A 26,524-nucleotide genomic window follows, 5' to 3' on the forward strand; every position below is an offset into this window, starting at 1 on the left:
TGCGACAGGTCCCACGACGACGGCGGCCACCTCCCCTCGCAGGGAGGCGGCCGCCGTCGTCGTTCAGCAGGTCCGCACGGCTCGCGCGCGAACGGCCACGGATCAGAGGTCCACGGCTCAGAGGACTTTCGAGAGGAAGTCCTTGGTCCGCTGCTGCTGGGGATTGCCGAACAGTTCGTCCGGGGTGCCCTGCTCGCAGATGTAACCGTCCGCCATGAAGATGACCCGATCGGCCACCTCGCGGGCGAAGCCCATCTCATGGGTGACCATGACCATCGTCATGCCCTCGGCGGCCAGGTCCTTGATGACCTGCAGGACCTCGCCGACCATCTCCGGGTCGAGCGCCGAGGTGGCCTCGTCGAAGAGCATGATGTCCGGGCTCATGGCCAGCGCGCGGGCGATAGCCACACGCTGCTTCTGGCCGCCCGAGAGGGACACCGGACGGGCGTCGGCCTTGGCCTCCAGTCCCACCCGGGCCAGGAGCTCCAGGCCACGGGTCCGTGCCGCCGCCTTGTCCAGCTTCCCGGTCTCCACAGGGGCCAGCATGATGTTCTCGATCACGGTCATGTGCGGGAACAGGTTGAAGTGCTGGAACACCATGCCGATCTGGCGGCGGACCTGGTTGATGTCCACGTTCGCGCCGGTCAGGTCGTAACCGTTGACCTGGACCTTGCCGCCGGAGATGTCCTCCAGCTTGTTGAGGCAGCGCAGGAAGGTGGACTTGCCCGAGCCCGAAGGGCCGATGACTGCCACCACCTCGCCCTCGTGGATGACAGCGTCGATGCCCTTGAGGACCTCGTTACTGCCGAAGGATTTCTTCAGGCCCGTGACCGTGACCTTCTCGGCCCGGTCGTCACGGACCGTCTCTGCACCCGTGTTCATTTGTTGAACTTCCTGTCCGCGTAGTTGGCCAGTTGTGTCAGGAGCATGATCACCACGAAGTACAGCGCCGCCACGATCACGAGGGTCTCGGTGATGCGGAAGTTGCCGGCGTAGATCTGCTGGCCCTGGTACAGCAGCTCGGCGAAGCCGATGGCCAGGAGCAAGGACGAATCCTTCAGCATGATGATCAGCTGGTTGATGAGGGACGGCGTCATGAGCTTGAAGGCCTGTGGCACCACGACCTTCTGCATCGACTTGCCGTAGCCCATGCCGAGGCTCCGGGCCGCCTCCAGCTGGCCCGGATCGACCGACTGCACCGCGCCGCGCACGATCTCGGTGATGTAAGCGCCCGAGTTGAGGCTCAGCGTCAGGACACCCGCCACCCAGATGTTGATGGGCTGCCCGGTGAGCTGTGGAATGCCGAAGTAGAAGAAGAACGCCCAGACCAGCAGCGGTGTGCCGCGGAAGACGTTGACGAAGGTCGTCGCGACACCGCGAGCCACCACGTTTCGCGAGATCTTGAGGAAGCCGAAGAACAGGCCCAGGACCATCGCGACGGCGAAGGAGATGATGGTGACGAGCACGGTGTTGCGCAGGCCGCTCATGAGCGCCGGGAAGCTCTGCACCAGCAGGTCCCAGAAGCTGCTCGTGGCCGCGGCCTCGGGGGCCTTGAGGTACTTGTCGAGGAGCTTCTGGTACTCGCCGTCGGCCTTCATCTCGGAGAGGCCCTTGTTGAAGGCCGCGAGCAGTTCGGGGTTCTTGCCCTTGTTGACGGCGAAGCCGTAGCTGCCGCCCGGAATCTTGTCCGTCACGGTCTTGAGGCCGTTGTTCTGGCTGATGCCGTAGGCGAGGACCGGGTAATCGTCGAAGACGCCCACCGCATTGCCGGACTTCACCAGTTCGTACATGGTCGCCGACTGGTCGAGGGACTTCACCGTGAAGCCGTACTTGGCGGACAGCTCCTTGGCCGCAGTCTCACCTTCGGAGCCGGTCTTGGCGGTGACCGTCTTGCCCTTGAGGTCTTCATAACCCTTGATGTCGTTGTTGCTCTTCGCCACGGCCATCTGCACGCCGGATTCGAAGTACGGGTCGGAGAAGTCGTAGACCTGCTTGCGCTTGTCCGTGATGGACATGCCGGCGATCACGCCGTCCACCTGGTTGGAGGACAGCGCCTGAAGTGCGGCGTTGAAGCCGAGCGACTTGATCTCGACCTCGAAGCCGCCGCGCTTGGCGATGTCACGGATGAGATCCATGTCGATGCCGGTCAGTTCGCCGGAAGGATCCCGGAACTCGAACGGCGCGAACGTGGTGTCCGTGCCGATGACGAACTTCTTGCCGCTCACCTCGTGCGGTGCGGCGGCTGAGGCGGCGGGCATGGCGAGCCCGACGACGGCGAGGCACGCCGTCAGCACGGCCACCCCGGCGCGAGCCAGGACGGTCAGCTTACGGCGGGCAGGCTGCCCGGCCCGGCCGCGCCGTGCCCCTCCTCCGTCTTTCTGCCGCGAGGTCTCCCACGGTTGTCGATTCATCCCTTGATCCTTTCGTCGCAGGCAGAGCGCTCAGCGCTGCCCGTAGAACTCCCGGTCGAAGACTGCGCGAGCGCGTCGCGTCAGGCGCAGGTACTGCTCCTCGAATTCGGCAGCGTGGGAAGCCGGGTGCCCGCACCAGCGGGACACGGCTTCGAGGTCCCGCCGTGCGGACGGCAGGAGGTCTGAGGGCTTTCCGGACCAGATCACATTCGCGCTCCGGACCCGGCTGGCCAGGCGCCAGGCGTCCGCCAGCAGGGCCGCGTCCTCCTCGGCCATCAGGCCGAGCCGTGCCAGTTCCGCCAGTGCTTCCATGGTGGACGTGGTCCGAAGGCCCGGATGCTGATGGGCGTGCTCCAGCTGGCGCAGTTGGACGAGCCATTCCACGTCGCTCAGGCCGCCACGGCCGAGCTTGACATGGCGGGACGGGTCGGCGCCCCGCGGCAGCCGCTCCGTCTCCACACGGGCCTTGATCCGACGGATCTCCCGTTCGTCCTGGGGCGAGAGGTGTTCCGGGTACCGGATCGGATCGATCAGTTCGAGGAACGCCTCGGCCAGGCCGTCGTCGCCGGCGATGGGGCGTGCCCGGAGCAGCGCCTGGGCCTCCCAGACGAGGGACCAGCGCTCGTAGTAGACCCGGAAGGCCTCGAGCGACCGGACCATGGGTCCGTTCTTGCCTTCGGGCCGCAGATCCGCGTCGAGGGAGAGCACCCGCTCCGCCAGGATGGCCGGCTTGAGGGGCTGCGTGAGCAGGCTGGAGATCTGCCCCACAATCTGGAGCGCCTGCTTCTGGGCGTCTTCCTCGGACACCCCGGGCAGCGCCTGATGCACGTAGAGGACGTCGGCGTCCGAGCCGTAGCCGATCTCGCGGCCGCCCTGCCGCCCCATCGCCACCACCAACACGCGGGTCAGGAGTCCACCCTGGGCCTCCGCCTGACGTTCGGCGACGTGGAGCGCGCCGAGGATGGCGGCACGGTCCGCGTCGGCGAGTGCCTGTGACACGCCGTCCTGGTCGAGGATCCCGGCCGCGTCGGCGATGGCGGTGCGCAGGATCTCCCGGCGGCGGATCAGCCGGATGAGCCGCATGGCGCTCGACGGATCCTGGTGCCGGGCCATCTTGGACCGGATCTCCTGCCACTGCGTCTCGAACGGCACCGGGGCCAGTTCCTTGTTGTTGCCTAGCCAGGCCACCGACTCGGGAGACACCTCGAGCAGGTCCGCGATGAGCCGCGAGTCCGACAGGACATGGCACAGCCGCTCGGCAGCCGCCTGGGAGTCCCGCAGAAGACCCAGGTACCAGTGAGTGGCCCCGAGGGCTTCGCTGACGCGGCGGAAGGCCAGCAGGCCGGCGTCGGGGTCCAGGCCTTCGGCGAGCCAGCCCAGCAGGACCGGCAGGAGCTGGCGCTGCAAGGCCGCCCGGCGGCTGACGCCGCTGGTCAGCGCGGCGATGTGGCGCATGGCGCCCTCGGGGTCCCGGTAGCCGAGCGCCGCGAGCCGGGCGGAGGCCGCCTCGGGGCTGAGGCGGGCTTCGTCGGAGCTGAGGGAGGCGGCCGTGCCGAGAAGGGGACGGTAGAAGATCTGTTCGTGCAGCTCACGCACCCGGCGCTTGGTCCTCTGCCACGAGGTCAGGAGGCTGTCCGCCGTCGGGCGGACCGTGCTCAGGGAGCCCTCGACGGCGCGTGCCAGCGCCCGCAGCTCATCTTCCTTCTCCGGCATGAGGTGCGTGCGGCGCATCTGGACCATCTGGATGCGGTGCTCGATCACGCGCAGCTGCCGATACGCCCGGTCGAACTCCGAGGCGTCGGCGCGGCCGATGTACCCGCCATGGGACAGGGCGGCGATGGCCGACGTCGTGTCGCGGACCCGGAGGGCCGGATCGGCTTTGCCGTGCACCAGCTGGAGCAGTTGGACCGTGAACTCCACGTCTCGGAGTCCGCCGGGTCCGAGTTTGATCTGGCGGGCCAGTTCGGCCGCCGGGATGTTGTCCGTGACCCTGCGGCGCATGGCCTGCACCGATTCAACGAAGCCCTCGCGGCCCGCGGAGGACCAGACCAGCGGCTCCACCATCTCCTGATAGCGGCGGCCCAGCTCGGGATCCCCGGCCATGGCCCGGGCCTTCAGGAGCGCCTGGAACTCCCAGCTCTCCGCCCAGCGGGCGTAGTACTGCCGGTGCGATTCGAGGGTGCGGACGAGCGGCCCGTCCTTGCCTTCGGGCCTGAGGTTGGGGTCCACCTCCCACAGCCCGGGTTCGCGCCCGGAATGGGAGATGATCCGGGCGAGGGTGCCGGCGAGGAACGTCCCGATCTCCACGGCCCGGACCTCGTCCAGCCCCTCGGAATCCAGCACGTAGATGACGTCCACGTCCGAGATGTAGTTGAGCTCGCGGGCGCCGCACTTGCCCATGCCCACGATCGCCAGCCGGACGGCGTCGACCTCGAGCGGTGAGAACTTGGCGCCCGCCTCGGCCCGCGCCACGGCCAGGGCGGCGTCCAGCGCGGCGGCCGCCAGATCGGCGAGTTCGGCCCCCACCTGGGGCATGTAGTCCCGGGGATCCGCCGCCCCGAGGTCACGGATGGCCAGTTCGGTCAGGTGCCGGCGATAGCGGACGCGCAAGGCACTCTGCCCCTCTTCACCGGTCAGGGCCGCGACCGGCGTCGCCGCCCGGGGATCCGCGCCCACGGAGGTCAGCAGCGAAGCCCGCAGATCCTCGCCCGGGATCCGGACGGGCTCGGGGCTGACCCGGGTCTCCAGAACGCTCTGCTCCCCGGGGTTCCGGAGCAGGAAGTCGGCCAGTGCCACGGAGCTGCCGAGGAGGCGGTACATCGCCTCGGCTTCCTCCGGGTCACCCCGCAGAAGGCGCCCCACGGTGCCCTGGGACGTCTTCTCCTTCTCAAGGAGGCGGACCAGTGACAGCAGCGCCTCGTCCGGGTTGGCGGACTGGACGAGACCGGCGAACAGCAGGTCCCGGTCCACTCCGTCCAGCTCGGGGGCCCCGAGGAAACGCTCGGCCCGTTCAACATCACTGAAACCCGCCGCGATGAGACGGCGGGCGACACTCATCGCCACAGCGTTAGAGGATCCCCAGGTTGCGCTGGAGTTCGTACGGCGTGACCTGCAGGCGGTAGTCGTTCCACTCGGCGCGCTTGTTCCTCAGGAAGTGCTGGAACACCTGCTCTCCGAGGATCTCCGCCATGAACTCCGAGTTCTCCATGGCGTTGATGGCGTCATGCAGGCTGGCCGGCAGCGGGTCGTGGCCGAGGGCCCTGCGCTCCGCCGTGGACAGCGACGCGATGTCGTCCTCGGACGGCGGAGCCAGGTCGTAGCCTTCCTCGATGCCCTTGAGACCGGCGCCCAGCAGGGCCGCGTACGCGAGATACGGGTTGGCCGCGGAATCGATCCCGCGGTACTCGACCCGGGCGGAGTTGCCCTTGCCCGGCTTGTACAGCGGGACCCGGACCAGGGCGGAGCGGTTGTTGTGGCCCCAGGACACGTAGCTCGGAGCCTCTCCCCCGCCCCAGAGGCGCTTGTAGGAGTTCACGAACTGGTTCGTGATCGCCGTGAACTCCGGTGCGTGGCGCAGGATCCCGGCGATGAACTGGCGGGCCGTGCGGGACAGCTCGTACTCGGCGCCCGCTTCGTGGAAGGCGTTCGTGTCACCCTCGAACAGCGAGAAGTGGGTGTGCATCCCGGAACCGGGGTGCTGCGTGAACGGCTTCGGCATGAACGTGGCGTAGCTGCCCTGCTGGAGCGCCACCTCCTTGATGATGGTGCGGAACGTCATGATGTTGTCCGCGGTCTGGAGGGCGTCCGCGTAGCGCAGGTCGATCTCGTTCTGGCCCGGGCCCGCCTCGTGGTGGCTGAACTCCACGGAGATGCCCACGGATTCCAGCATGGTCACCGCGGTGCGGCGGAAGTCCTGGGCCACGCCGCCGGGGACGTGGTCGAAGTAGCCGCCCTCATCCACGGGGACAGGAAGACCGTCCGGACCCGGCTTGTCCGACTTGAGCAGGTAGAACTCGATCTCCGGATGGGTGTAGCAGGTGAAGCCCATGTCCGCGGCCTTGGCGAGGGTCCTCTTGAGAACGTTGCGGGGATCCGCCGCGCTGGCCTGACCGTCCGGGGTGAGGATGTCGCAGAACATGCGGCTGGTCTGCTCGGTCTCACCGCGCCAGGGCAGGATCTGGAAGGTCGAAGGGTCCGGCTGCGCGAGCATGTCGGATTCGTAGACACGGGCGAGGCCTTCGATCGACGAACCGTCGAAGCCGAGGCCTTCGGCGAACGCGCCCTCCACCTCTGCGGGGGCCAGCGCCACGGACTTGAGGGAGCCCACCACGTCCGTGAACCAGAGCCGGACGAACCGGACGTCGCGCTCCTCAATCGTCCGGAGCACGAATTCCTGTTGGCGGTCCATGCTGCCCTCACTTCCCTCTGGATCCCGGCGCCGGCCGGGGCTGTACTGTGCTGCATGCAACTCTACCCAGGCCAGGGGCTCTGTGGGCCGTCATTCCCCCGGCGTCCCGCAATTCGGCGCCCCTGACGGTTCAGCATTAAGCTCGGAGACATGACGCACAGTGAATCCGCCAGCTCCAGCACCCCGGGCGAGACGAGCGCCCCGTACGGCAGTGGCCCCGCGGCGTCGTCGTCCGCTCCGGCCGGAAGGGTGCGGCTGCACCACCTGCAGGCCGCCAAGGCGGAGGGCCGTCACTTCGCCATGCTGACCGCGTATGAGCAGTACACGGCGGAGATCTTCGACGAAGCGGGCATCGAGGTGCTGCTGATCGGCGACTCCGCGTCGAACAACGTGTTCGGCAACGAGACCAGCCTCCCGGTGACCGTGGACGAGCTGTTGCCGCTGTGCCGCGCCGTGGCGCGGGCCGCCAAGCGGTCACTCGTGCTCGCGGATCTGCCGTTCGGCTCCTATGAGGCGTCGATCGAACAGGCCGTCACCACCGGGGTCCGATTCCTCAAGGAGGGCCTGGCTCACGCCGTCAAGATGGAGGGCGGCGCCTACTACGCGGACACCGTGCGCGCCATGGTCCAGGCCGGCATCCCGGTCATGGGCCACATCGGTTTCACCCCGCAGAGCGAGCATGCGCTGGGCGGGTACCGGGTGCAGGGCCGGGGCGACGACGCCGCGCGGCTCGTGGAGGATGCCCTGGCACTTCAGGAGGCGGGCGCCTTCGCCGTGCTGATGGAAATGGTCCCGGCGGCCACCGCCGCTCAGGTCGATGCGGCGCTCACGATCCCGACTGTCGGCATCGGCGCCGGCAATGTGACCACAGGCCAGGTCCTCGTCTGGCAGGACGCCATGGGCCTGCGCGGTGGCCGCATGGCCCGCTTCGTCAAGCAGTACGCCCGGATCCGGCAGGACCTCCTGGAAGGGGCGCGGACCTTCGGCGAGGAGGTCCGGGACGGGTCCTTCCCCGGCCCGGAACACTCCTTCTGAGACGTCCTCGGACGTCCGAGGACGCTCAGTCCTCGTCGCCCTTTTCCCAGGCTTCGTTGTGCCGCTGCACGCTCTGCGGAGCGTTCTCGGCCTCTTCGCGCGTGTCGTAGGGGCCGAGAAGCTGGCTCCAATCGCTCATGGCGTCCTCCTCCACCTGGTGGGTGACCATGTTGTACCAGTACTGCGGCATGATTCCATTCCTCCTTGTGAGTGACGACTACTATCAAACGTATGCCACCAGTAGCTGAAACCGCACCTCTGGGTAAGCTCACCCCCGGAATCGTGAGCCCGCGTCGTCCTGTGCCGCCGAACATCGAGCGGCCCGAATATGTGGACCGGCCGGCACCCGCCAAGTTCACCGGCAGCGCCGTCAAGTCGCCGGAGACCATCGAGAAGATGCGCATCGCCAGCAAGATCGCGGCCCAGGCGATCGTGGAGGTGGGCAAGCACATCACGCCCGGCGTGACCACGGACGAGCTCGACGCCGTCGGGCACGAGTTCCTCCTGGACCACGGCGCCTACCCTTCCACGCTCGGGTACCGCGGCTTCCCCAAGTCCCTCTGCTCCTCGCTCAACGAGGTCATCTGCCACGGCATCCCCGACTCCACCGTGGTCGAGGACGGGGACATCCTCAACATCGACATCACCGCCTACATCCACGGCGTGCACGGTGACACCAACTACACCTTCCTGGTCGGCGACGTCGACGAGGAGTCCCGCCTTCTGGTCGAACGCACCGAGGAGAGCCTGCGCCGCGCCATCAAGGCCGTGGCCCCCGGGCGCGAGATCAACGTCATCGGCCGCACCATCGAGTCGTACGCCAAGCGCTTCGGCTACGGGGTGGTCCGGGACTTCACCGGCCACGGTGTGGGTGAGGCATTCCACACGGGCTTAATAATTCCGCACTACGACGCCGCACCGGCGTACAACACTGTGATCGAGCCGGGCATGACGTTTACGATTGAACCCATGCTCACGCTCGGCACCATCGAGTGGGATATGTGGCCGGACGACTGGACCGTATTGACCCGGGACCGCAAACGGACCGCGCAATTTGAGCACACCCTGGTGGTGACCGAAACCGGCGCTGAGATTCTCACAGTGCCGTAGGCGCCTGCCTGCCCCCTGCAACCGTCCGCAGCACCGAAGGATCAGCGTGAGCAAGAACGAGAACACCGGCAAGAAGCACCCGGCCATGATCGGCGTCGACATCGGCGGCACCGGGATCAAAGGTGGGATCGTCAATCTGAAGAACGGCAAGCTCGTGGGCGAGCGTTTCCGCATCCCCACGCCGCAGCCGGCCACCCCCGAGGCCGTCTCCGAGGTCGTCGCGCAGATCGTGGACGAGCTCTGCTCCCGCGAGGGCGCACCGGACGCCAAGGCCCCGGTGGGCGTGACCTTCCCGGGCATCATCCAGCACGGTGTCTGCCGGCTGGCAGCGAACGTGGACAAGTCGTGGATCGGCGTGGACATCAACGCGCTGCTCTCCGAGCGTCTTGACCGCCCGGTCGAGGTGATCAACGACGCCGACGCCGCCGGCCTCGCCGAGGTCCGGTACGGCGCGGGCGAGGACGTGGACGGCACGGTCCTCGTGATCACGCTCGGCACGGGCATCGGCTCGGCGTTCATCTTCGACGGCAAGCTGGTCCCGAACGCCGAGCTCGGCCACCTGGAACTGGACGGTTTCGACGCTGAGTCGAAGGCGTCCGCCGTGGCCCGTGAGCGCGACGGTCTGAGCTGGGAGGAGTACTCGGTCAAGCTGCAGCGTTACTTCAGCCACGTCGAGATGCTGTTCTCCCCCGAACTGTTCATCGTGGGCGGCGGCATCTCCAAGCGGGCGGACGAGTACCTGCCCCGTCTCGACCTGCGCACCCCGATCATCCCGGCCAAGCTCAAGAACGAGGCGGGCATCGTCGGGGCGGCGCTTCAGGTGGCGCAGCACCACAAGCTCGTGAAGTGAACCTCACTGAGTGAACGGCGAGGGCCTGTCAGCCGGTGGCTGACAGGCCCTCTCCGTTGGTGCCCGGTGCGGGCGGCTTCCCCTCCGCCGGCACCGGGAGCTCTGCGGACCCTCTTCCGGGAACTCAGTCCTCTCGGGAACTCAGTCCTCCTGGGACCTGAGGCGTGCGATCGCCTTCTCGAAGTCGTCCAGGGAATCGAAGTCCTGGTACACGCTCGCGAAGCGCAGGTAGGCGACCTCATCCAGCCGACGGAGCGGCTCCAGGATCGCCAGTCCGACCTCGTGGGCTTTGATCTCGGCAGCACCGCTCGCGCGGACGGTCTCCTCGACCTCCTGCGCCAGCACGGCCAGATCGTCCTCGGTGACGGGCCGTCCCTGGCAGGCCTTGCGCGCACCGTTGATGACCTTGCTCCGGCTGAACGGCTCGGCCACTCCGGACCGCTTCAGCACCGAGAGGCTCGTGGTCTCCACCGTGGTGAAGCGCCGGGAGCAGTTGGTGCACTGGCGGCGCCGCCTGATCGACGAGCCGTCCTCGGTGACCCGGCTGTCCACGACCCGGGAGTCGGCGTTACGGCAAAACGGACAGTACACTACGCCTCCTCTATGGCTGCAGTCAGTTTAGAACCACATCTTGTAAAAGTACAAGGATGTAATTACCACATGTTGTGGTCACACGGTCTGTCGCGCGCTCAGCGGAAGCGGATCGACACCGCTTCGCCGTGCGACGGAAGGTTCTCCGCCTCGGCGAGTTCCTCGATGTGCGTGCGGACCTCGGACAGGCCCTGGCGCGAGTACTCGATCTCCTGGACGGCGCGGAGGAAGGTCGTGACGTTCAGACCGGAGGAGAACAGCGCCGTGCCGGAGGTGGGCAGCACGTGGTTGGATCCCGCGCAGTAGTCCCCCAGGCTCACCGGGGAGTAGTCGCCCACGAAGATGGCTCCGGCGTTGCGGATCCGGGCGGCGACCGCCGGGGCGTCGGCCGTCATGATCTCCAGGTGCTCGGCGGCGTAGGCGTCCGCGACGGCGATCCCCTGCTCAAGACCGTCGACCAGCACCACACCGGACTGCGGGCCGGACAGGGCGGTCAGGATGCGCTCGGAGTGCCGGGCCGTGCGGGCCTGGCGCAGGAGCTCCTCCCGGACCGCCTCCGCGAGGTCCACCGACGAGGTGACAAGAACACTCGAGGCGCGGGGATCGTGCTCGGCCTGGCTGATCAGGTCCGCGGCGACGAGGGCCGGCTGAGCCGTCTCGTCGGCCAGGACCGCGATCTCGGTGGGGCCGGCCTCGGAGTCGATGCCCACCACTCCCCGGACGAGCTTCTTGGCCGTGGCCACGAACACGTTGCCGGGACCGGTCACGAGGTCCACGGCCTCCAGCGCTTCTTCCGGTCCATCCGCCGGCACCCCGTAGGCGAAGGACACGATCGCCTGGGCGCCGCCGATCGCATAGACCTCCTCCACGCCGAGCAGTTCCGCGGCGGCGAGGATGGTGGGGTGCGGCAGACCGCCGAAGTCCTTCTGGGGCGGGGACGCGAGGGCCACCGACTCCACACCGGCCGCCAAGGCCGGGACCACGTTCATGACAACGGAGCTGGCCAGCGGTGCGAGACCGCCCGGCACGTACAGGCCGACGCGGTTGACCGGGATCCAGCGCTGACGCACGACGGCGCCCTCCGCCAGGACCGTCTCCACGTCCGCCGGGCGCTGGGCCTCGGCGAAGCGGCGGGCACGGTCGATGGACTCCTCCAGGGCGGCGCGCACCCCGGCGTCGAGCCCGGCGAGGGCATCCCGCAGCGCCTCGCGGGGAACCCGCACGCTGTCCAGGACGACGCCGTCGAACCGCTGCGCCAGCTCGCGCAGTGCCTGGTGCCCGCGTGCGCGGACCTCGGCGATGATGCCCCGCACGGCCTCCTCGGCCTGCTGGTTCGACTCCTCATGCACCCGGGGCACCGCGGCCTTGAGTTCCGTCCGGTTCAGATGCCTGCCCCGCAGGTCCACGGTGCGGAAGAAGTCGGCTCGGTCCAGGGAAGCGTCACGGGTGTCAGTCACCGCTCCAGTTTATCGATCCTGGAGTCGGTGACCGAAAGCGCCCACGTCACACGGCCGCCACACCCGCCGCACAGGTCAGGCGTCGAGGCAGGCCGGCCCCAGAAGGACCTTCAGGTCCGCGTAGAGGGAGGGGTTCGGATCCACGGCGAAGTTCCGGCCCAGCCGCATCAGCTCGATGCTCCGGGTGCCCTGCAGCTTGAGCCGCACCTCGGCGCGCCCGCTGTGACTCCGCAGCACCTCCCCCAGGCGGCCGACCAGCTCCTCGGTGGCCTTATGGGTCGGCAGACTGATGATCAACTGGCCGTTGCCCTCCGCCTGGCTGAGATCGGGCACGCTCAGCTCCATGCAGTTCAAGGTGACCGAGCCGTCGTCGCGCCGCTGCACGCGGCCCTTCACCACCACGATGAGGTCCTCCGCGAGGATGGTGGCGATCGGGCCGTAGACCTGACCGAAGAACATCGTCTCGATCGAGCCGCCCAGATCCTCGATCTCCGCCCGGGCATACGCGTTGCCGCTGGACTTGGCGACACGGCGGCTCAGGGACGTGATCATGCCCGCGATGGTGACGATCGCGCCGTCGGGCGGGCCGTCGTCGCTCATCACGCTGGCGACGGACGTGTCCGCGAGGCCGCTCAACGCGGTCTCCATACCCTGCAGAGGGTGGTCCGAGACGTAGAGGCCGAGCATGTCACGCTCGAAGCTCAGCTTGTCCTTCTTCTCCCACTCGGGCAGGTCCGGGATCTCCACGGTGAGCCCGGAATCCGGCGAGGCGTCGTCCAGGGCGCTGAACAGGTCGAACTGGTTGTTGGCCTCATTGCGCTTGAGCGTGATGACCGAGTCGATGGCCTCTTCGTGGATCATCACGAGCGAGCGGCGGTTGCCGGGCATGGAGTCGAAGGCCCCCGCCTTGATGAGCGATTCGATGGTGCGCTTGTTGCAGACCACGGCCGGGACCTTCTGGAGGAAGTCCGAGAACGAGGTGAACGCGCCCTTCTCCTTGCGGGTCTCCACCATAGCGTTGACCACGTTGGCGCCGACGTTCCTGATGGCGCCCATGCCGAAGCGGATGTCGTTGCCCACCGGGGTGAACGTCAGGGCGGACTCGTTCACGTCCGGCGGAAGCACCGTGATGCCCATGCGTCGGCACTCGTTGAGGTAGATGGCGGACTTGTCCTTGTCGTCGCCCACGCTGGTGAGCAGCGCCGCCATGTACTCCGGCGCGTAGTGGGCCTTGAGGTAGGCGGTCCAGTACGACACCACGCCGTAGGCCGCCGAGTGGGCCTTATTGAAGGCGTAGTCGGAGAAGGGCAGCAGGATGTCCCAGAGCGTCTTGACGGCCTCGGCCGAGTAGCCGTTGTCCAGCATGCCCTGCTGGAATCCGGCGAACTGCTTGTCCAGCTCCTCCTTCTTCTTCTTGCCCATCGCGCGGCGGAGGATGTCCGCCTGACCGAGCGAGTAGCCCGCCAGCTTCTGGGCCACGGCCATGACCTGCTCCTGATACACGATCAGGCCGAAGGTGCCGCCGAGGATGTCCTTGAGAGGCTCCTCGAGTTCCGGATGGATCGGGACCACCGGCTGAAGGCCGTTCTTGCGGAGCGCGTAATCGGTGTGGGCGTTGGCGCCCATGGGACCCGGACGGTACAGCGCCAGCACAGCGGAGATGTCTTCGAAGTTGTCAGGCTTCATGAGCTTGAGCAGGGACCGCATCGGCCCGCCGTCGAGCTGGAAGACGCCGAGCGTGTCGCCGCGGGCCAGGAGTTCGTAGGACGCCTGGTCATCCAGTTCGAGTTTCTCCAGGTCCAGGTCGATGCCCCGGTTGAGTTTGATGTTCTCGATGGCGTCCGAGATGATCGTCAGATTTCGCAGACCCAGGAAGTCCATCTTGATCAGGCCGAGGCCCTCACACGTGGGGTAATCGAACTGCGTGATGACCTGGCCGTCCTGGATGCGGCGCATGATGGGCACGACGTCGATGATCGGGTCCGAGGACATGATCACGCCGGCGGCGTGCACGCCCCATTGCCGCTTCAGGCCTTCGAGGCCGAGCGCCGTCTCGAAGACCTTGGCCGCCTCCGGGTCCGTCTTGAGCAGTTCCCGGAAGTCCCCGGCCTCGCTGTAGCGCTTGGCCTTGGGGTCCTCGATGTCCTTGAGCGGGATGTCCTTGGCCATGACCGCCGGCGGCAGCGCCTTGGTCAGGGTCTCACCCATGCTGAAGGGGTAGCCGAGCACGCGCGAGGAGTCCTTCAGCGCCTGCTTCGTCTTGATGGTGCCGTAGGTGACGATCATGGAGACGCGCTCGTCGCCGTACTTCCGGGTCACGTAGTCGATGACCTCGGGACGGCGGCGATCATCGAAGTCGACGTCGAAGTCGGGCATCGAGACGCGGTCCGGGTTCAGGAAGCGTTCGAAGATCAGGCCGTGGCGGAGCGGATCGAGGTCCGTGATGCGCAGGGCGTAGGCCACCATGGAACCGGCACCGGAGCCTCGGCCCGGACCCACCCGGATGCCGTGATCCTTGGCCCAGTTGATGAAGTCGGCCACCACGAGGAAGTAGCCGGGGAAGCCCATGCTGGTGATGATGCCGAGCTCATATTCCGCCTGCTTGCGGACGTCGTCCGGGATTCCCTTGGGGTAGCGGTAGTGGAGACCCTTCTCCACTTCCTTCACGAGCCAGGAATCCTCGTTCTCGCCGGGCGGGCACGGGAACTTCGGCATGTAGTTGTTGTGCTCGAAGCCGACCTCGCAGCGCTCGGCGATGAGGAGGGTGTTGTCGCAGGCGTCCGGCAGGTCGCGGAACAGCTCCCGCATCTCTCGCGGCGACTTCAGGTAGTAGCCGGTGCCGGAGAAGGCGAAGCGCGAGCCGCCTTCGTCGTAGCTCGGTTCCAGCAGCGTGGAGCCGGACTGGATGGCCAGCAGCGCCTCGTGCGCCTTGGCGTCGTGCTGATGCGTGTAGTGGAGGTCGTTCGTCGCCACGAGCGGAAGGTCCAGGTCCTTCGCCAGCCGCAGGAGGTCTTCACGGATCCTGGTCTCGATGGACAGCCCGTGGTCCATGAGCTCGCAGTAGTAGTTCTCCTTGCCGAAGATGTCCCGGAATTCGGCGGCGGCCTCCAGGGCCTCCCGGTACTGGCCGAGCCGGAGACGGGTCTGGACCTCGCCCGACGGGCAGCCCGTGGTGGCGATCAGGCCCTCGGCGTAGGTGTTGAGCAGCTCGCGGTCCAGGCGGGGCCACTTGCCGAACACCGAATCCAGGGAAGCGATCGACGAAGCCCGGAACAGGTTCCGCATCCCGGTGTTGTTGTAGCTCAGGAGCGTCATGTGGGTGTACGCGCCACCACCGGAGACGTCGTCGCTGCGCTGGCTCTCATCGCCCCAGCGCACCCTGCTCTTGTCGGTGCGGTGCGTCCCCGGGGCCACGTACGCCTCGACGCCGATGATCGGCTTCACGCCGGCGTCCTTGGCCTTCTTCCAGAAGTCGTGGGCACCGAAAAGATAGCCGTGGTCCGTGATGGCCAGGGCGGGCATCTCCAGCCGATTGGTCTCGGCGAAGAGCTCCCCCAGCTTGGCCGCACCGTCCAGCATGGAGTATTCGGTGTGAGTGTGCAGATGGACGAAGGAATCCTGATTTGCCACCCATCCATCCTACGCGCCGAGCCCCGCTGGTGCGTGGCGCGACGCCCTCCGGCTCAGAGTCCGTCGCGGAGCCGCTCCAGCGCGTAGGCCAGGTCCTGCGGATACCCACTCGACACCGTGACCCGCTCCCCGGTGCGCGGGTGATCGAAGCTCAGCTCCTTGGCATGCAGCCACTGGCGCGTGAGACCGAGTTCGGCCGCGAGACGGGGGTCCGCACCGTACGTCAGGTCACCCGCGCAAGGGTGCCGGAGGGCCGAGAAGTGCACGCGGATCTGGTGGGTGCGGCCCGTCTCGAGGTGAACCTCCAACAGACTGGCCCGGCCGAACGCTTCCAGCACCTCATAGTGCGTGACCGACGGACGGCCGTCCTCGATCACCGCGAACCGCCAGTCGTGACCGGGATGCCTGCCGATGGGGGCGTCGATCGTGCCCTTCAGAGGGTCCGGCAGGCCCTGGACCACCGTGTGGTAGACCTTGTCCACCGTCCGCTCCTTGAAGGCCCGCTTGAGCAGCGTGTAGGCATGTTCGGTCTTGGCGACCACCATGACCCCGCTCGTCCCGACGTCCAGCCGATGCACGATCCCGGCACGCTCGGGAGCGCCCGAGGTCGAGATCCGGTAGCCTGCGCCCGCCAGGCCGCCGACGACGGTCGGCCCCACCCAGCCCGGCGACGGGTGCGCGGCCACGCCCACCGGCTTGTCCACGACCACGAAGTCCTCGTCATCGAGCAGGATCTCCAGTCCGTCCACTTTCTCCACCACCACTTCCAGCGGGTCACGCTTCTCAGAGGGCCGCACCACCACGGTCTGGCCCGCGGACAGCTTCAGGGATTTCGCCGGGACGGCGCCGTCCACGCTCACGCGCCCTTCGGCCACGGCCTGGGCGGCCGCGGAGCGCGAGAGGCCGAGGAGTGCCGCCAGTGCGGCGTCGACCCTCTTGCCCGCATAGTCCTCCGGCACGACGACGGACTGCTCCGCCGCCGTCGTCGGCTCGCTTTCCGTCGCGTCACTCATGAGCGGTCCCCTTCGGCGTCCTCGTCACTCTTGCCCGAGGACAGTCTGCGGCCGTCGGCGCCGATGCCGCGCAGCGTCAGGATCACGATGATCGACACGGCACACACGACGGCTGAGTCCGCGATGTTGAAGATCGCGAAGTTCGGCAGCTGGATGAAGTCGACCACGTGACCCATGCCGAAGGACGGCGGCCGGAAGAGGCGGTCCGTGAGGTTCCCCAGGGCGCCGCCCAGCAGGAACCCGAGGGCCAGCCCCCACCAGAGCGACCCCACCCGGCGGATGAACACCAGCACGGCGATCGAGACGCAGGCCATGATGATCGTGAACACCCAGGTGAAGTTCTCGCCGATGGAGAAGGCCGCGCCGGAGTTCCGGATGTAGTACCAGTGCAGCACGGGAGGCAAGACGGCGATCCGCTCCCCCTCCTCCATGGTGGTGCTGACCCAGAACTTGCTCAGCTGGTCCAGGGCGTAGGCGAAGACGGCCGCGGCGGCGAAGAGGCCGATCACGGCCTTGCGCACACCGGAGCGGGCCCGGCCCTCACCGGGGTCGCCGGTCACCGTCGGCGCCGCATCGTCCGCGGGCTCCGGTCCCTGCTCCTCGGGCCTGGGTTCATGGGGCCTGGTGCTCATGGGGTCACATCCTCGGGGTTCACACGTTCACACCGGGCCCGTGCGGACCCGGACAGGGCGGAGTCGTCCACCCGATCGAGACACGGCAAGGCCGGTGACCGGAAATCCGGTCACCGGCCTGAATGCCGTGCGAAATCAGCTCTCGGAGCCCTGTTCGCTGTTCTCAGCGGCCACGGACCCACGGGATTCGAGGTCGCGGAGCTGACCTTCGATGTAGGTCTTCAGGCGGCTGCGGTAGTCGCGCTCGAAGCCACGCAGCTGGTCCACCTTGCGCTCGAGGACGGAGCGCTGCTGCTCCAGAACACCGAGCACCTGACGGGACTTCTCCTGAGCGTCGTTGACCAGGGTGCTCGCCTCGATCTGGGCTTCAGCGATGATCTTGTCACGCTGAGCGGCACCGTCGGCGACGTGCTTGTCGTGCATCTGCTGCGCCATGGCGAGCAGGCCTGCCGCGGACTCCGCGGAAGCCGGGATGGCGGACGTCACGGGAGCGGGCTCCGCGACGGCGGCGGCCTTCGGCGCCTCCTCCTTCACGGCTTCCTGCTTCGGAGCCTCCTCCGCGGCAGCGGCGGGAGCGGTCTCCTCCGTCACGGACTCCACCACGACAACGTCGCCGCCCTTGGCGGCAAGCTCCTTGCGGAGCTCCTCGTTCTCCTGGGTCAGACGGCGAAGCTCCACGACGATCTCGTCAAGGAAGTCATCGACCTCATCCTGGTCGTATCCCTCACGGAACTTCGTCGGCTGAAAGCGCTTGTTGACAACGTCTTCTGGCGTCAAAGCCATCTGGTCACCTCATTGGTTCTTTTCGTCGTAGAGCGAATGGCCCTGACGACTACGTTACCTAAAGTGGGCGCGCGGCTCGAATCGTCCATCATGTGGACTGAAGCCGCAGCCCACCCGAACGTCACCGGGGTCACCGGGGACGTTGCCTGGACTGATCTGAAACTACGCGAAACTGCTGGATATTGCCATAGCGATGCTCACCACGATGAACAGCACGATGAAGGCGAGATCCAAGGACACATTACCCAGCCTCAGCGGCGGGATGAGCCTCCGGAGGAACCTCAGCGGCGGGTCTGTGATCGAATACACGATGCTCGCCACCACGAGGGCCGCTCCCCTGGGCCGCCAATGCCTGGCGAAGACCTGCACCCAGTCGATGACAAGCCTGACCAGCAGAGCGACCATGAACAGCAGGAAGGCGATGTAGATCAGGGCGAACAACAGGCCCATCAAGCAGCCTCTCCGTCTGGTGTGGTCATCTGTCCGCTGAACCCGCTCAGGGGATCAGCTCTGGTTGAAGAAGCTGGCCTGGGTCTCGGACTTCTTGTCCTCGCCCAGGACCTCCACGAACGACGGGGAGAGCAGGAACACCTTGCTGGTGACGCGCTCGATGCTGCCGTGGAGGCCGAACACCAGACCGGCGGAGAAATCCACCAGGCGCTTGGCGTCAGCCTCGCCCATGTCGGTGACGTTCATGATCACGGGGATTCCATCACGGAAGCTCTCGCCGATGACCTTGGCGTCGTTGTAGGAACGGGGATGGATGGTGGTGATCTGTCGCAAGTCTGCTGGCTCGTCTCGAACGGGGGCGATACGCTTGATGGGTGTGACGGGCGCGCGGTACTCCGTCTCGGCAGGCGCCTCCCGGACTGCCTGCGGCTTCGCGGCGGGGCGTTCTTCGAACGGCGAGCCTTCGCGCTCCTCGGCCTCGTGATGCTGGGATCCTTCTGCGGGACGCGAAGGCAACTTGGCGTGCTCGGCATCGAGATGCTCATCCGCGTCCGTGAGGCCGAGATAAAGCATGGTCTTCTGCATGAAGCTGGCCATGGATCGACTCCGTTCCTAGTATCTGCGTGGCCGGCACTGGAGTCCTTGATGGGCAACAGAGCCCGGACTCCCCGTCTCTTTGACGCTACCCCATCGGAGGACGCGGACCGAGGACATCTGTGCCAATCCTGAGGTGTGTCGCGCCACAGGCGATGGCGTCCTCCAGATCGTGGCTCATGCCCGCGGAGAGGAGCGTCGCCTCCGGGTGGGCCGACTGCAGCTCACCCGAGAGCCGGTGAAGCCACTCGAAGGCCGGCCGAGGGTCGGCCCCGAGCGGGGCGACGGCCATGAGGCCACGCAGGCGCAGGCCCTCCAGGGAGGCCACGTGATCCGCCAGCGCCGGCAGGCTCGCCGGAAGGGCTCCGCCGCGCCGGGTCTGCTCCTCCGCCGCCGGGTCCAGGTTGACCTGCAGCAGCACATCGAGATTGGCGCGGCCGCCGTTCTCCCGTTCCCCCAGCACGGCCCGGGAGAGGGCGGTGGCGATGGACTCCCGGTCCACTGAGTGCACCGCCGATGCGTAGCGCACGACCGACCGGGCCTTGTTGCTCTGCAGCTGGCCGATGAAGTGCCAGCTGAGTCCCTCCAGATCGACCAGCTCCGACGCCTTCGCCGAGGCTTCCTGGTCCCGGTTCTCGCCGACCTCCCGGACGCCCAGGGAGTACAGCCGCCGGACGTCCTCCGCGGGATGGAACTTCGTGACCACGATCAGCTCGGGCTTCTCCCGGGCGGCCCGTCGCGAGGCGTCCTCGATGCGCTGATGAACCCGTTCGAGCCGGGCGGCCAGCTCCGCGGTCCGCTCATCCTGCGGCGCGCCGTCGGGCGATTGGGCGTTCATGCGTTCTCCCACCAGATCAGTCCCGCAAGGCGTCCCTCACCGGGGGCCCGCCGGTGCGAGTACAGAGTGTCATTCTCCATCGTGCAGTCCCCGCGGTACAGCACGGGGACGCCCTCGGCCGCGAGCTGCGCGCTCACACCGGCCGGCAGATCCAGGGCAGGAGTACCCCAGCTCGTCTCGGCGAAGGTGCCGGGCACGAGCTCCGCGACCTCGTCCCGCAGCGCGGCGGGAACCTCGTAACAGTGCCCGCAGACGCTCGGGCCCAGCCAGGCCTTGATGTCACGCGCGCCCAGGCGGCGCATGGCCTGGAGCGCGGCGGGCACCACACCGGCGGCGAGGCCTGGACGGCCTGCGTGGACGGCGGCCAGGACGGGTGCGCCGTCGCCGTCGCCGGCCAGCAGCACGGGCACGCAATCGGCGACCATGACGGCCAGGGGCAGCCCACGCGAGACCAGGCCGTCCGCCACGGGCGCCTCAGCGCCCCGGCTCACGGCGTCGACCACGGCCACATCCGCGCCATGGACCTGGGACATGTACTGCACCGGCCCCGCGCCGAGGCGTTCTTCGAGCGCCGCCCGGTGCTCCCTTACGGCTTCCGCGTCGTCGCCGACGTGGAACGCCAGATTCCCGGCTTCCGTGCTGGTGAACGCTCCGCGCACGCCAGGGATCAGTTCCGCCTGCCAGGCGAACATCGCTGGTCCTTTCCTCAGGTCCTCATGGACAGGGACCCGCAAGCCGGTGGCCTGCGGGTCCCTGTCCTCAGTTCAGTCGTGCCGGCCTACTTGAGGAAGTCCGGAACGTCCAGCTCGCCGCCACTGCTGAGGTCGGGCTCGACGACGGTCGGCAGCTCGGCCTGGAAGTCCGGCTCCTTCACGGGGCTGGAGGAGCGCTGGCCCCAGGCGCTGAGGCCAGCCGCCGGGGTGGCGGCCGGAGCAGCGGCCGCGGGACGCTGGGCAGGCTGCGCGGGAGCAGGCTCCTGAGCCGGCACGGCGGGCTTGCTCTCCAGGGACGGGGAGGTCGCCTGGACATCGTCGAAGCCGGCCGCGATGACCGTGACACGGGCCTCGTCACCGAGAGCGTCGTCGATGACGGCGCCGAAGATGATGTTGGCCTCGGGGTGCGCGACCTCCTGGACCAGACGGGCCGCCTCGTTGATCTCGAACAGACCGAGGTCACTGCCACCCTGGATGGAGAGGAGCACACCGTGCGCGCCGTCGATCGACGCCTCGAGGAGTGGCGAGGCGATCGCAAGCTCGGCGGCCTTGACCGCACGGTCGTCACCGCGTGCCGAGCCGATGCCCATGAGGGCCGAACCGGCGCCCTGCATGACCGACTTCACGTCGGCGAAGTCGAGGTTGATCAGACCCGGGGTCGTGATGAGGTCCGTGATGCCCTGAACACCGGAGAGCAGCACCTGGTCTGCGGAGCGGAAGGCGTCCAGGACTGAGACGTTGCGGTCGCTGATGGACAGCAGGCGGTCGTTCGGGATGACGATGAGGGTGTCGACCTCGTCGCGCAGCGCGTCGATGCCGTTCTCGGCACTGGTGGCGCGTCGCTTCCCTTCGAAGGTGAAGGGACGGGTGACGACACCGATGGTCAGGGCGCCGAGCGAGCGGGCGATGCGCGCCACGACGGGAGCGCCACCGGTGCCGGTGCCGCCGCCTTCGCCGGCGGTCACGAAGACCATGTCCGCGCCGCGGAGCACCTCTTCGATCTCGTCCGAGTGGTCCTCGGCGGCCTGGCGTCCGACATCGGGGTTGGCGCCGGCGCCGAGGCCGCGGGTGAGCTCACGCCCGACGTCGAGCTTGACGTCCGCGTCACTCATCAGGAGCGCCTGGGCATCGGTGTTGATGGCGATGAATTCCACACCGCGCAGCCCAACGTCAATCATCCGGTTGACGGCATTCACGCCACCGCCGCCGATGCCGACGACCTTGATGACGGCCAAGTAATTCTGCGGTGCTGCCACGTTACGTGCCCCTTGGGTAGTTTCTTACGATGTCTGCTCTCAACCCAAACCTTAACCCTCTAGTTGAGGGTTATAGTTATGTCAAGTAACTCTGTCTTTGACGGTATGTGCTGCACTGCCCACAATCAATGACCCCGGCGCGCGTGTCGCCCAAGTCCGCCGGGCAAGTCACTTGGTGACCGGGTGCCTGGGGGCGCTCACATCGAAGGTGTGCACCGGGTTCTGAGGGTCCTCCGGCATCTTGAGCAGGGCCTGGAGGACCTTCGACTTCAGCTCCATGTCCTCCGCGTTGCCCCAGACGACCTTGCGGCCATCCTTCAGGTTGAGGGTGACGGAATCGACCGAGGAAGCGGTGGCATCCGACAGCAGCGCCAGCACCGACGGCGGTAGCGTGCCCAGCACCGACGTGACCGTGGCGAAGACGTCCGCCGACATCTTCTTGTCCGTCCCGTCCACGAGAGGCAGCTTCGCCGCCCCCGGATCCTTGACGGCGGCCAGCGGCGTGCCCTCCGCGTCCACCAGGCTGAGCCCTGCCGCCTTCTTGAGCACCGCCACGGGCGCTCGTTCGACGACATCGATCACCAGCGTGTTCGGCGGCCGGAAGTGCATGTCCCAGGACTTGATCTGCACCACGGGCTGCAGCAGCCGCTCCACGTCATCATGACTGATCTGAGGGAGCGGCTTGCCTTGCAGCGGCTTCAGCTTGTCCTGGATCTGCTGCGCGCCCACGATCCTGGTCCCCCGGACCGACACGTCCTTGAGGGCCAGCACCGGGCTGTACACCGCCACGAGCATGATGAGCGCGACGACGACCACCACGGCGCCCAGCGTGAGCAGGAGATTCCTGCGGCGCCGGAGCCGGGGCGGCTCGGGGAAGGCGAGGACGTCGGCGACGCCCTCCCCCGATCCTCCGGTGCGCTGCTCAGCCATCGGATTCCTTCGCGGACAGTGCTTCCAGGATCTGCTCGCCGTAGGCGGTCACATCGCCCGCGCCGACGGTCAGGACGATGTCGCCGGCCTGCGCCGTCGCCAGCAGCGCCTCAAGAGCGGGTGCTCCCGCAGCACTCGGCTCCGTGCCCAGCGGATCGGTGATCAAACGGCTCGTGACGCCCTCGATGGGGTCCTCGCGGGCGGGGTAGATGTCCAGCACGACGGCGGTGTCCGCCAGACGCAGGCTGTCCGCGAACTCCTGCGCGAACTCCCGCGTGCGGGAGAACAGGTGCGGCTGGAAGAGGACGTGCAGACGGTGCTCCCCCGCGACGCTCCGGGCGGCGCTCAGGGCCGCGCGGACCTCCGTCGGGTGGTGGGCGTAGTCGTCGTAGACCTTCACCCCACGGGCCTCGCCCTTGAACTCGAAGCGGCGCGCGGCGCCACGGAAACCCTTCAGGGCGTGCAAGGCGTCCTCGGCGTTGATGCCCAGCTCCAGTGCGACGCCGAGAGCCGCCAGCGCGTTCAGCTGGTTGTGCCGGCCGGGGACGGCGAGCTCGAGCGGGTACTCCTGCTCGCCCACCCGGACCGAGGGATCCTGGTCCGTGCCGAGCAGTCGCAGCTCGGCCCGTTCCGACGCGCCGTACCGCAGGACCCGGGTGCTGCCCCGCGCGGTGACGCGGTCCGCCAGGGCGGCGGCGCCGTCGTCGTCCGCGCAGACCACCAGCAAGCCGTCCGCGGGCAGCAGGGCCGTGAAGTCGTCGAAGGCCTGGTACACGGCCTCGGCCGTGCCGTAGTGGTCGAGGTGGTCCGCCTCGACATTGGTGACGACGGCGATGCGCGGCGCGTAGTTCAGGAACGAGCCGTCCGACTCATCCGCCTCGGCCACGAACACGTCGTCCGCGCCGCTCGCCGCGTTGACGCCGAGGGCCGGCACCGCCGCGCCGATCGCGTAACTCGGATCCAGCCCGATGCCTTTGAGAAGAACCGTGATCATCGACGTGGTGGTGGTCTTGCCGTGCGTGCCGGCCACCGTGACCACACGGTCCTGCCCCATGAGAGCGGCCAGCGCCTGCGAACGGTGCAGCACGGGCAGCCCCGCCTCCCGCGCGGCCACGAGCTCCGGGTTGTCGGCACGGATGGCGGAGCCCGCCACCACGGTGCGGGCGTCACCCAGGTTCGCAGCGTCATAGCCGACGGCGATCCGGGCGCCTTGCACCGCCAGGTCCCGCATCACGGGGAGGTCCTTGGCATCCGAACCGGACACGGCGACGTCGCGGGCCACCATGATGCGGGCGACGGCGGACATGCCGACCCCGCCGATGCCGATGAAATGCACCGGCTGCTCCACCGGCGTGCCTGCGAAGCTCAGGTCAGGGGTACTCATACTCGTGCTGCCTCCACCATCATGTCTGTCACGCGTTCGTCCGCATCGCGGATGCCCTGCTGTCGCGCCACCGCGGACATGGTCCGCAGCGCCTCCGCGTCCAGCACGAGCGGTATCACCGTTCCTTCAAGGTAGGCGGTGTCCAGTTCGGCATCCTTCACCAGCAGCGCTCCCCCGGCGGACACGAGGCCCGCAGCGTTGAGAGCCTGTTCGCCGTTGCCGATCGGCAGCGGCACGAACACCGCGGGGACTCCGACTGCCGAGACCTCACACACCGTCCCGGCGCCGCTGCGGCAGAGCAGGAGATCGGCTGCCGCATAGACGTTCTCCATGCCATCCACGTACTCCACCTGGCGATACCCTTCCGCGGCGAGCGGGGCGCCGGAAGCGTCCAGGACGGACTTCCCGCGGCCGGTGATGTGCAGGGTCTGGATCCCGGCGGCCGCCAGCGCCGGCAGGCTCCGGGCGATCACGGTGTTGATGCTCTGCGCTCCCGAGGAACCGCCGGTCACGATCAGCGTGGGGCGGTCCTGGTCCAGGCCGAGTGCCGCGCGGGCCGCGGTCCGCGCGGCGTCGCGGTCCAGCTCGGCGATCTGACGGCGCATCGGCATGCCGACGTGCCGGGAGCCCTTGAGCCGGGTTTCGGTGAACGCCGTCCCGGTGGCGGCTGCGAACATCGCGCCCACCCTGTTGGCCAGGCCCGGACGGACATTGGCTTCGTGGACCACCACGGGGATCCCGAGCTGGCGGGCGGCCAGGTACATCGGGGTGCACACGTAGCCCCCGACGCCGAACAGCACATCCGCCTGCGCGTCGCGCAGGATGCCACGCGCCTGCTTCACGGCGCCGAACAGGCGGCCCGGCAGACGCAGCAGATCGGCGGACGGCTTCCGGGGCAGCGGAACGCGGTCGATGGTCTTCAGCTCATACCCGGCTTCCGGGACCAACCGGGCCTCCATCCCACTGGCCGTCCCAACCGCCACCACCTGGGCCTCTGGAAGACGCGCCCGGAGGGCGTCCGCCACGGCGAGCATCGGGCTGATGTGTCCCGTGGTGCCACCTCCTGCAATGACCACGGACAAGGACGACGGGGTGTTCACGATCGGGACGCTCTTTCCTGCGTGCGGGGCGCGCGGTCGGTGGTGGTCTTCTTGGTGGTGCGTGGCTTGGGCTTCCCGGGGCGGGCCAAAAGGCGCAGTCCTTTTCCTGACTTGCCGGACTTCCCGGTCACGCCGCCGGTCCCGGCGCGGGACGGATCGGAGTCCCTCGCGAGGGACAGCACGACGCCGATCGCGATCAGGGTCATCAGGAGGGCGGAGCCGCCGTACGAGATGAGCGGCAGAGGGACGCCGATGACCGGCAGCAGCCCGGTCACCATGGCCATGTTCACCGTGGCCTGGCCCAGGATCCACACCATGATGGCGCCGCCGAGCACCCGGTGGAACAGCTGCTCCTGGCGGATGACCACGCGGTAGATGTTGATGCCCAGCACTGCGAACAGGACGAGGACGACAACGGCGCCCACGAGGCCCAGCTCCTCGCCGATGATGGCGAAGATGAAGTCGTTGTGGGCCTCGGGGATCCAGGAGTACTTCTGACGGCTCTGGCCGAGGCCCGTGCCGAGGAGGCCGCCGGAGGCCAGGCCGTACAGGCCGCCCGTGCTCTGGTAAGCCGAGTCATAGTCGTCGCTGCACGCCTGACCGGTGACCCACGTGGTGACACGGCACATGCGGTTGCCGCTCGTGAGGGCGGCCATGCCCGCGAGGCCGATCAGAAGGAGCCCGAAGCCGCCCAGGATGCGGTAGTTCACCCCGGCGAAGAACAGCGCCGAGAAGAGGATGGACATGAGGATCAGGGCCGTGCCGAGGTCGTGCTGGACCATGACGATGCCGACGATCACGCCGCCGAAGATCACCGCCGGGATGTACACATGCTTCCACTGATCGAGGAGCTTCTCCTTGCGGAAGAGCACGTGCGCCAGCCACACGGCCATGGCGAGCTTGGCCGCTTCCGAGGGCTGCAGGGAGAACCCGCCGACGTTGATCCAGTTCAGGTTGCCGTTCACCTTCGTGCCGACCACGAAGAGCGCCAGCAGAAGAGCCACGGCCAGGAAGTACGCGGGCCAGGCGATGCGATGCCAGAAGCGCACATTGCTGCGTGAGATCAGGATCATCACGACGAAGCCGAGCACCGCCACGACACCCTGTTTGAGGCCGTTGGCGTAGGGCGACTCCCCCGCCGCGATCGACTCCACACTGGAGGCCGAGACCACCATGAGGACACCGATCGCCGTCAGCGCGACAGTCGATCCGAGGATCAGGTAATACGCGGAATTGCCGGCGCCGGCGCCCCGGCCCTCGATCCGTCGGAACAAGGAGTCCAGACCGTTCCGGGCGCGGGACCACCACCCGGTGGCTTGCTGAGGCGTGTTCTGCACGG

Annotated in this window: 23 protein-coding genes; 3 read left to right on the forward strand and 20 right to left on the reverse strand. The window is 67.9% G+C overall.

Annotation, left to right across the window (positions count from 1 at the left end):
* Positions 1–117: 117 nt before the first annotated feature.
* The 4 genes from BLV63_RS11750 to glnA are packed head-to-tail and all read right to left on the reverse strand — an operon-like array spanning position 118 to position 6,819.
* Positions 118–882 carry an amino acid ABC transporter ATP-binding protein gene (locus BLV63_RS11750; RefSeq protein WP_066215426.1) on the reverse strand — a complete coding sequence of 255 codons (765 nt, stop codon included), beginning with the start codon at positions 880–882 and terminating at the stop codon, positions 118–120.
* The gene (locus BLV63_RS11755) at positions 879–2,411 is read right to left on the reverse strand and encodes an amino acid ABC transporter substrate-binding protein/permease (protein ID WP_082724223.1); all 1,533 of its coding nucleotides are present in this window, start codon (positions 2,409–2,411) and stop codon (positions 879–881) included. The genes BLV63_RS11750 and BLV63_RS11755 overlap by 4 nt, the downstream gene beginning before the upstream one ends.
* Before the next feature lie 30 nt (positions 2,412–2,441).
* Positions 2,442–5,468 (reverse strand): bifunctional [glutamine synthetase] adenylyltransferase/[glutamine synthetase]-adenylyl-L-tyrosine phosphorylase, encoded by a 3,027-nt coding sequence (locus BLV63_RS11760; RefSeq protein ID WP_066215744.1) that lies wholly within the window; start codon positions 5,466–5,468, stop codon positions 2,442–2,444.
* 10 nt (positions 5,469–5,478) lie between these two features.
* Positions 5,479–6,819 carry a type I glutamate--ammonia ligase gene (gene glnA, locus BLV63_RS11765; RefSeq protein ID WP_066215428.1) on the reverse strand — a complete coding sequence of 447 codons (1,341 nt, stop codon included), beginning with the start codon at positions 6,817–6,819 and terminating at the stop codon, positions 5,479–5,481.
* A 150-nt stretch (positions 6,820–6,969) separates the two neighbouring features.
* Between glnA and panB the strand changes: the two genes are divergently transcribed.
* Positions 6,970–7,854, forward strand: a complete 885-nt coding sequence (gene panB / locus BLV63_RS11770) for a 3-methyl-2-oxobutanoate hydroxymethyltransferase (RefSeq protein WP_066215430.1) — start codon at positions 6,970–6,972, stop codon at positions 7,852–7,854.
* A 25-nt stretch (positions 7,855–7,879) separates the two neighbouring features.
* Here panB and BLV63_RS18370 read toward each other — a convergent pair whose 3' ends face one another.
* Positions 7,880–8,044: an SPOR domain-containing protein gene (locus BLV63_RS18370; protein ID WP_139244683.1), complete on the reverse strand. Its 165-nt coding sequence runs from the start codon at positions 8,042–8,044 to the stop codon at positions 7,880–7,882.
* 41 nt (positions 8,045–8,085) lie between these two features.
* On the opposite strand from BLV63_RS18370, the gene map reads away from it, so the two are divergent.
* The gene (gene map / locus BLV63_RS11775) at positions 8,086–8,964 is read left to right on the forward strand and encodes a type I methionyl aminopeptidase (RefSeq protein WP_066215432.1); all 879 of its coding nucleotides are present in this window, start codon (positions 8,086–8,088) and stop codon (positions 8,962–8,964) included.
* 85 nt (positions 8,965–9,049) lie between these two features.
* Positions 9,050–9,814, forward strand: coding sequence for a polyphosphate--glucose phosphotransferase (ppgK, locus tag BLV63_RS11780; RefSeq protein ID WP_107003495.1), 765 nt, complete (start codon positions 9,050–9,052; stop codon positions 9,812–9,814).
* 141 nt (positions 9,815–9,955) lie between these two features.
* On the opposite strand, the gene nrdR is transcribed toward ppgK, so the two are convergent.
* The 15 genes from nrdR to ftsW all read right to left on the reverse strand — a co-directional run bounded on the left by nrdR (position 9,956) and on the right by ftsW (position 26,522).
* Entirely contained in the window at positions 9,956–10,405 is a 450-nt protein-coding gene (gene nrdR / locus BLV63_RS11785) for a transcriptional regulator NrdR (protein ID WP_066215438.1), read from the reverse strand.
* Positions 10,406–10,503: 98 nt separating this feature from the next.
* Positions 10,504–11,862 carry a histidinol dehydrogenase gene (gene hisD, locus BLV63_RS11790; protein WP_066215440.1) on the reverse strand — a complete coding sequence of 453 codons (1,359 nt, stop codon included), beginning with the start codon at positions 11,860–11,862 and terminating at the stop codon, positions 10,504–10,506.
* A gap of 75 nt (positions 11,863–11,937) precedes the next feature.
* Complete coding sequence (gene dnaE / locus BLV63_RS11795) at positions 11,938–15,441, reverse strand: DNA polymerase III subunit alpha (protein WP_066215746.1); 3,504 nt, start codon at positions 15,439–15,441, stop codon at positions 11,938–11,940.
* A 104-nt stretch (positions 15,442–15,545) separates the two neighbouring features.
* Positions 15,546–16,505: an RluA family pseudouridine synthase gene (locus tag BLV63_RS11800; protein ID WP_066215443.1), complete on the reverse strand. Its 960-nt coding sequence runs from the start codon at positions 16,503–16,505 to the stop codon at positions 15,546–15,548.
* Positions 16,502–17,137 (reverse strand): signal peptidase II, encoded by a 636-nt coding sequence (gene lspA / locus BLV63_RS11805; RefSeq protein ID WP_082724224.1) that lies wholly within the window; start codon positions 17,135–17,137, stop codon positions 16,502–16,504. Before lspA ends, BLV63_RS11800 begins: the two co-directional genes overlap by 4 nt.
* Positions 17,138–17,272: 135 nt before the next feature.
* Positions 17,273–17,920, reverse strand: a complete 648-nt coding sequence (locus BLV63_RS11810; RefSeq protein WP_066215445.1) for a DivIVA domain-containing protein — start codon at positions 17,918–17,920, stop codon at positions 17,273–17,275.
* A gap of 162 nt (positions 17,921–18,082) precedes the next feature.
* Positions 18,083–18,370, reverse strand: coding sequence for a YggT family protein (locus tag BLV63_RS11815; RefSeq protein ID WP_066215448.1), 288 nt, complete (start codon positions 18,368–18,370; stop codon positions 18,083–18,085).
* 54 nt (positions 18,371–18,424) lie between these two features.
* The gene (locus tag BLV63_RS11820) at positions 18,425–18,967 is read right to left on the reverse strand and encodes a cell division protein SepF (protein ID WP_066215450.1); all 543 of its coding nucleotides are present in this window, start codon (positions 18,965–18,967) and stop codon (positions 18,425–18,427) included.
* 85 nt (positions 18,968–19,052) lie between these two features.
* Positions 19,053–19,802 (reverse strand): YggS family pyridoxal phosphate-dependent enzyme, encoded by a 750-nt coding sequence (locus BLV63_RS11825; RefSeq protein ID WP_066215453.1) that lies wholly within the window; start codon positions 19,800–19,802, stop codon positions 19,053–19,055.
* Positions 19,799–20,494: a purine nucleoside phosphorylase YfiH/LACC1 family protein gene (locus BLV63_RS11830; RefSeq protein WP_066215456.1), complete on the reverse strand. Its 696-nt coding sequence runs from the start codon at positions 20,492–20,494 to the stop codon at positions 19,799–19,801. The genes BLV63_RS11825 and BLV63_RS11830 overlap by 4 nt, the downstream gene beginning before the upstream one ends.
* Positions 20,495–20,580: 86 nt before the next feature.
* The gene (ftsZ, locus tag BLV63_RS11835) at positions 20,581–21,771 is read right to left on the reverse strand and encodes a cell division protein FtsZ (RefSeq protein WP_066215459.1); all 1,191 of its coding nucleotides are present in this window, start codon (positions 21,769–21,771) and stop codon (positions 20,581–20,583) included.
* Between the two features lie 168 nt (positions 21,772–21,939).
* On the reverse strand, positions 21,940–22,701 hold the full coding sequence (locus tag BLV63_RS11840) for a cell division protein FtsQ/DivIB (RefSeq protein WP_066215463.1): 762 nt from the start codon (positions 22,699–22,701) through the stop codon (positions 21,940–21,942).
* Complete coding sequence (murC, locus tag BLV63_RS11845; RefSeq protein WP_066215468.1) at positions 22,694–24,085, reverse strand: UDP-N-acetylmuramate--L-alanine ligase; 1,392 nt, start codon at positions 24,083–24,085, stop codon at positions 22,694–22,696. The genes BLV63_RS11840 and murC overlap by 8 nt, the downstream gene beginning before the upstream one ends.
* Complete coding sequence (gene murG, locus BLV63_RS11850; RefSeq protein ID WP_066215471.1) at positions 24,082–25,185, reverse strand: undecaprenyldiphospho-muramoylpentapeptide beta-N-acetylglucosaminyltransferase; 1,104 nt, start codon at positions 25,183–25,185, stop codon at positions 24,082–24,084. Before murG ends, murC begins: the two co-directional genes overlap by 4 nt.
* Positions 25,182–26,522 carry a putative lipid II flippase FtsW gene (ftsW, locus tag BLV63_RS11855; RefSeq protein ID WP_066215475.1) on the reverse strand — a complete coding sequence of 447 codons (1,341 nt, stop codon included), beginning with the start codon at positions 26,520–26,522 and terminating at the stop codon, positions 25,182–25,184. Before ftsW ends, murG begins: the two co-directional genes overlap by 4 nt.
* Positions 26,523–26,524 lie beyond the last annotated feature (2 nt).

It is taken from the genome of Arthrobacter woluwensis (genome assembly GCF_900105345.1).
Taxonomy (GTDB): Bacteria; Actinomycetota; Actinomycetes; order Actinomycetales; family Micrococcaceae; genus Arthrobacter_E; species Arthrobacter_E woluwensis.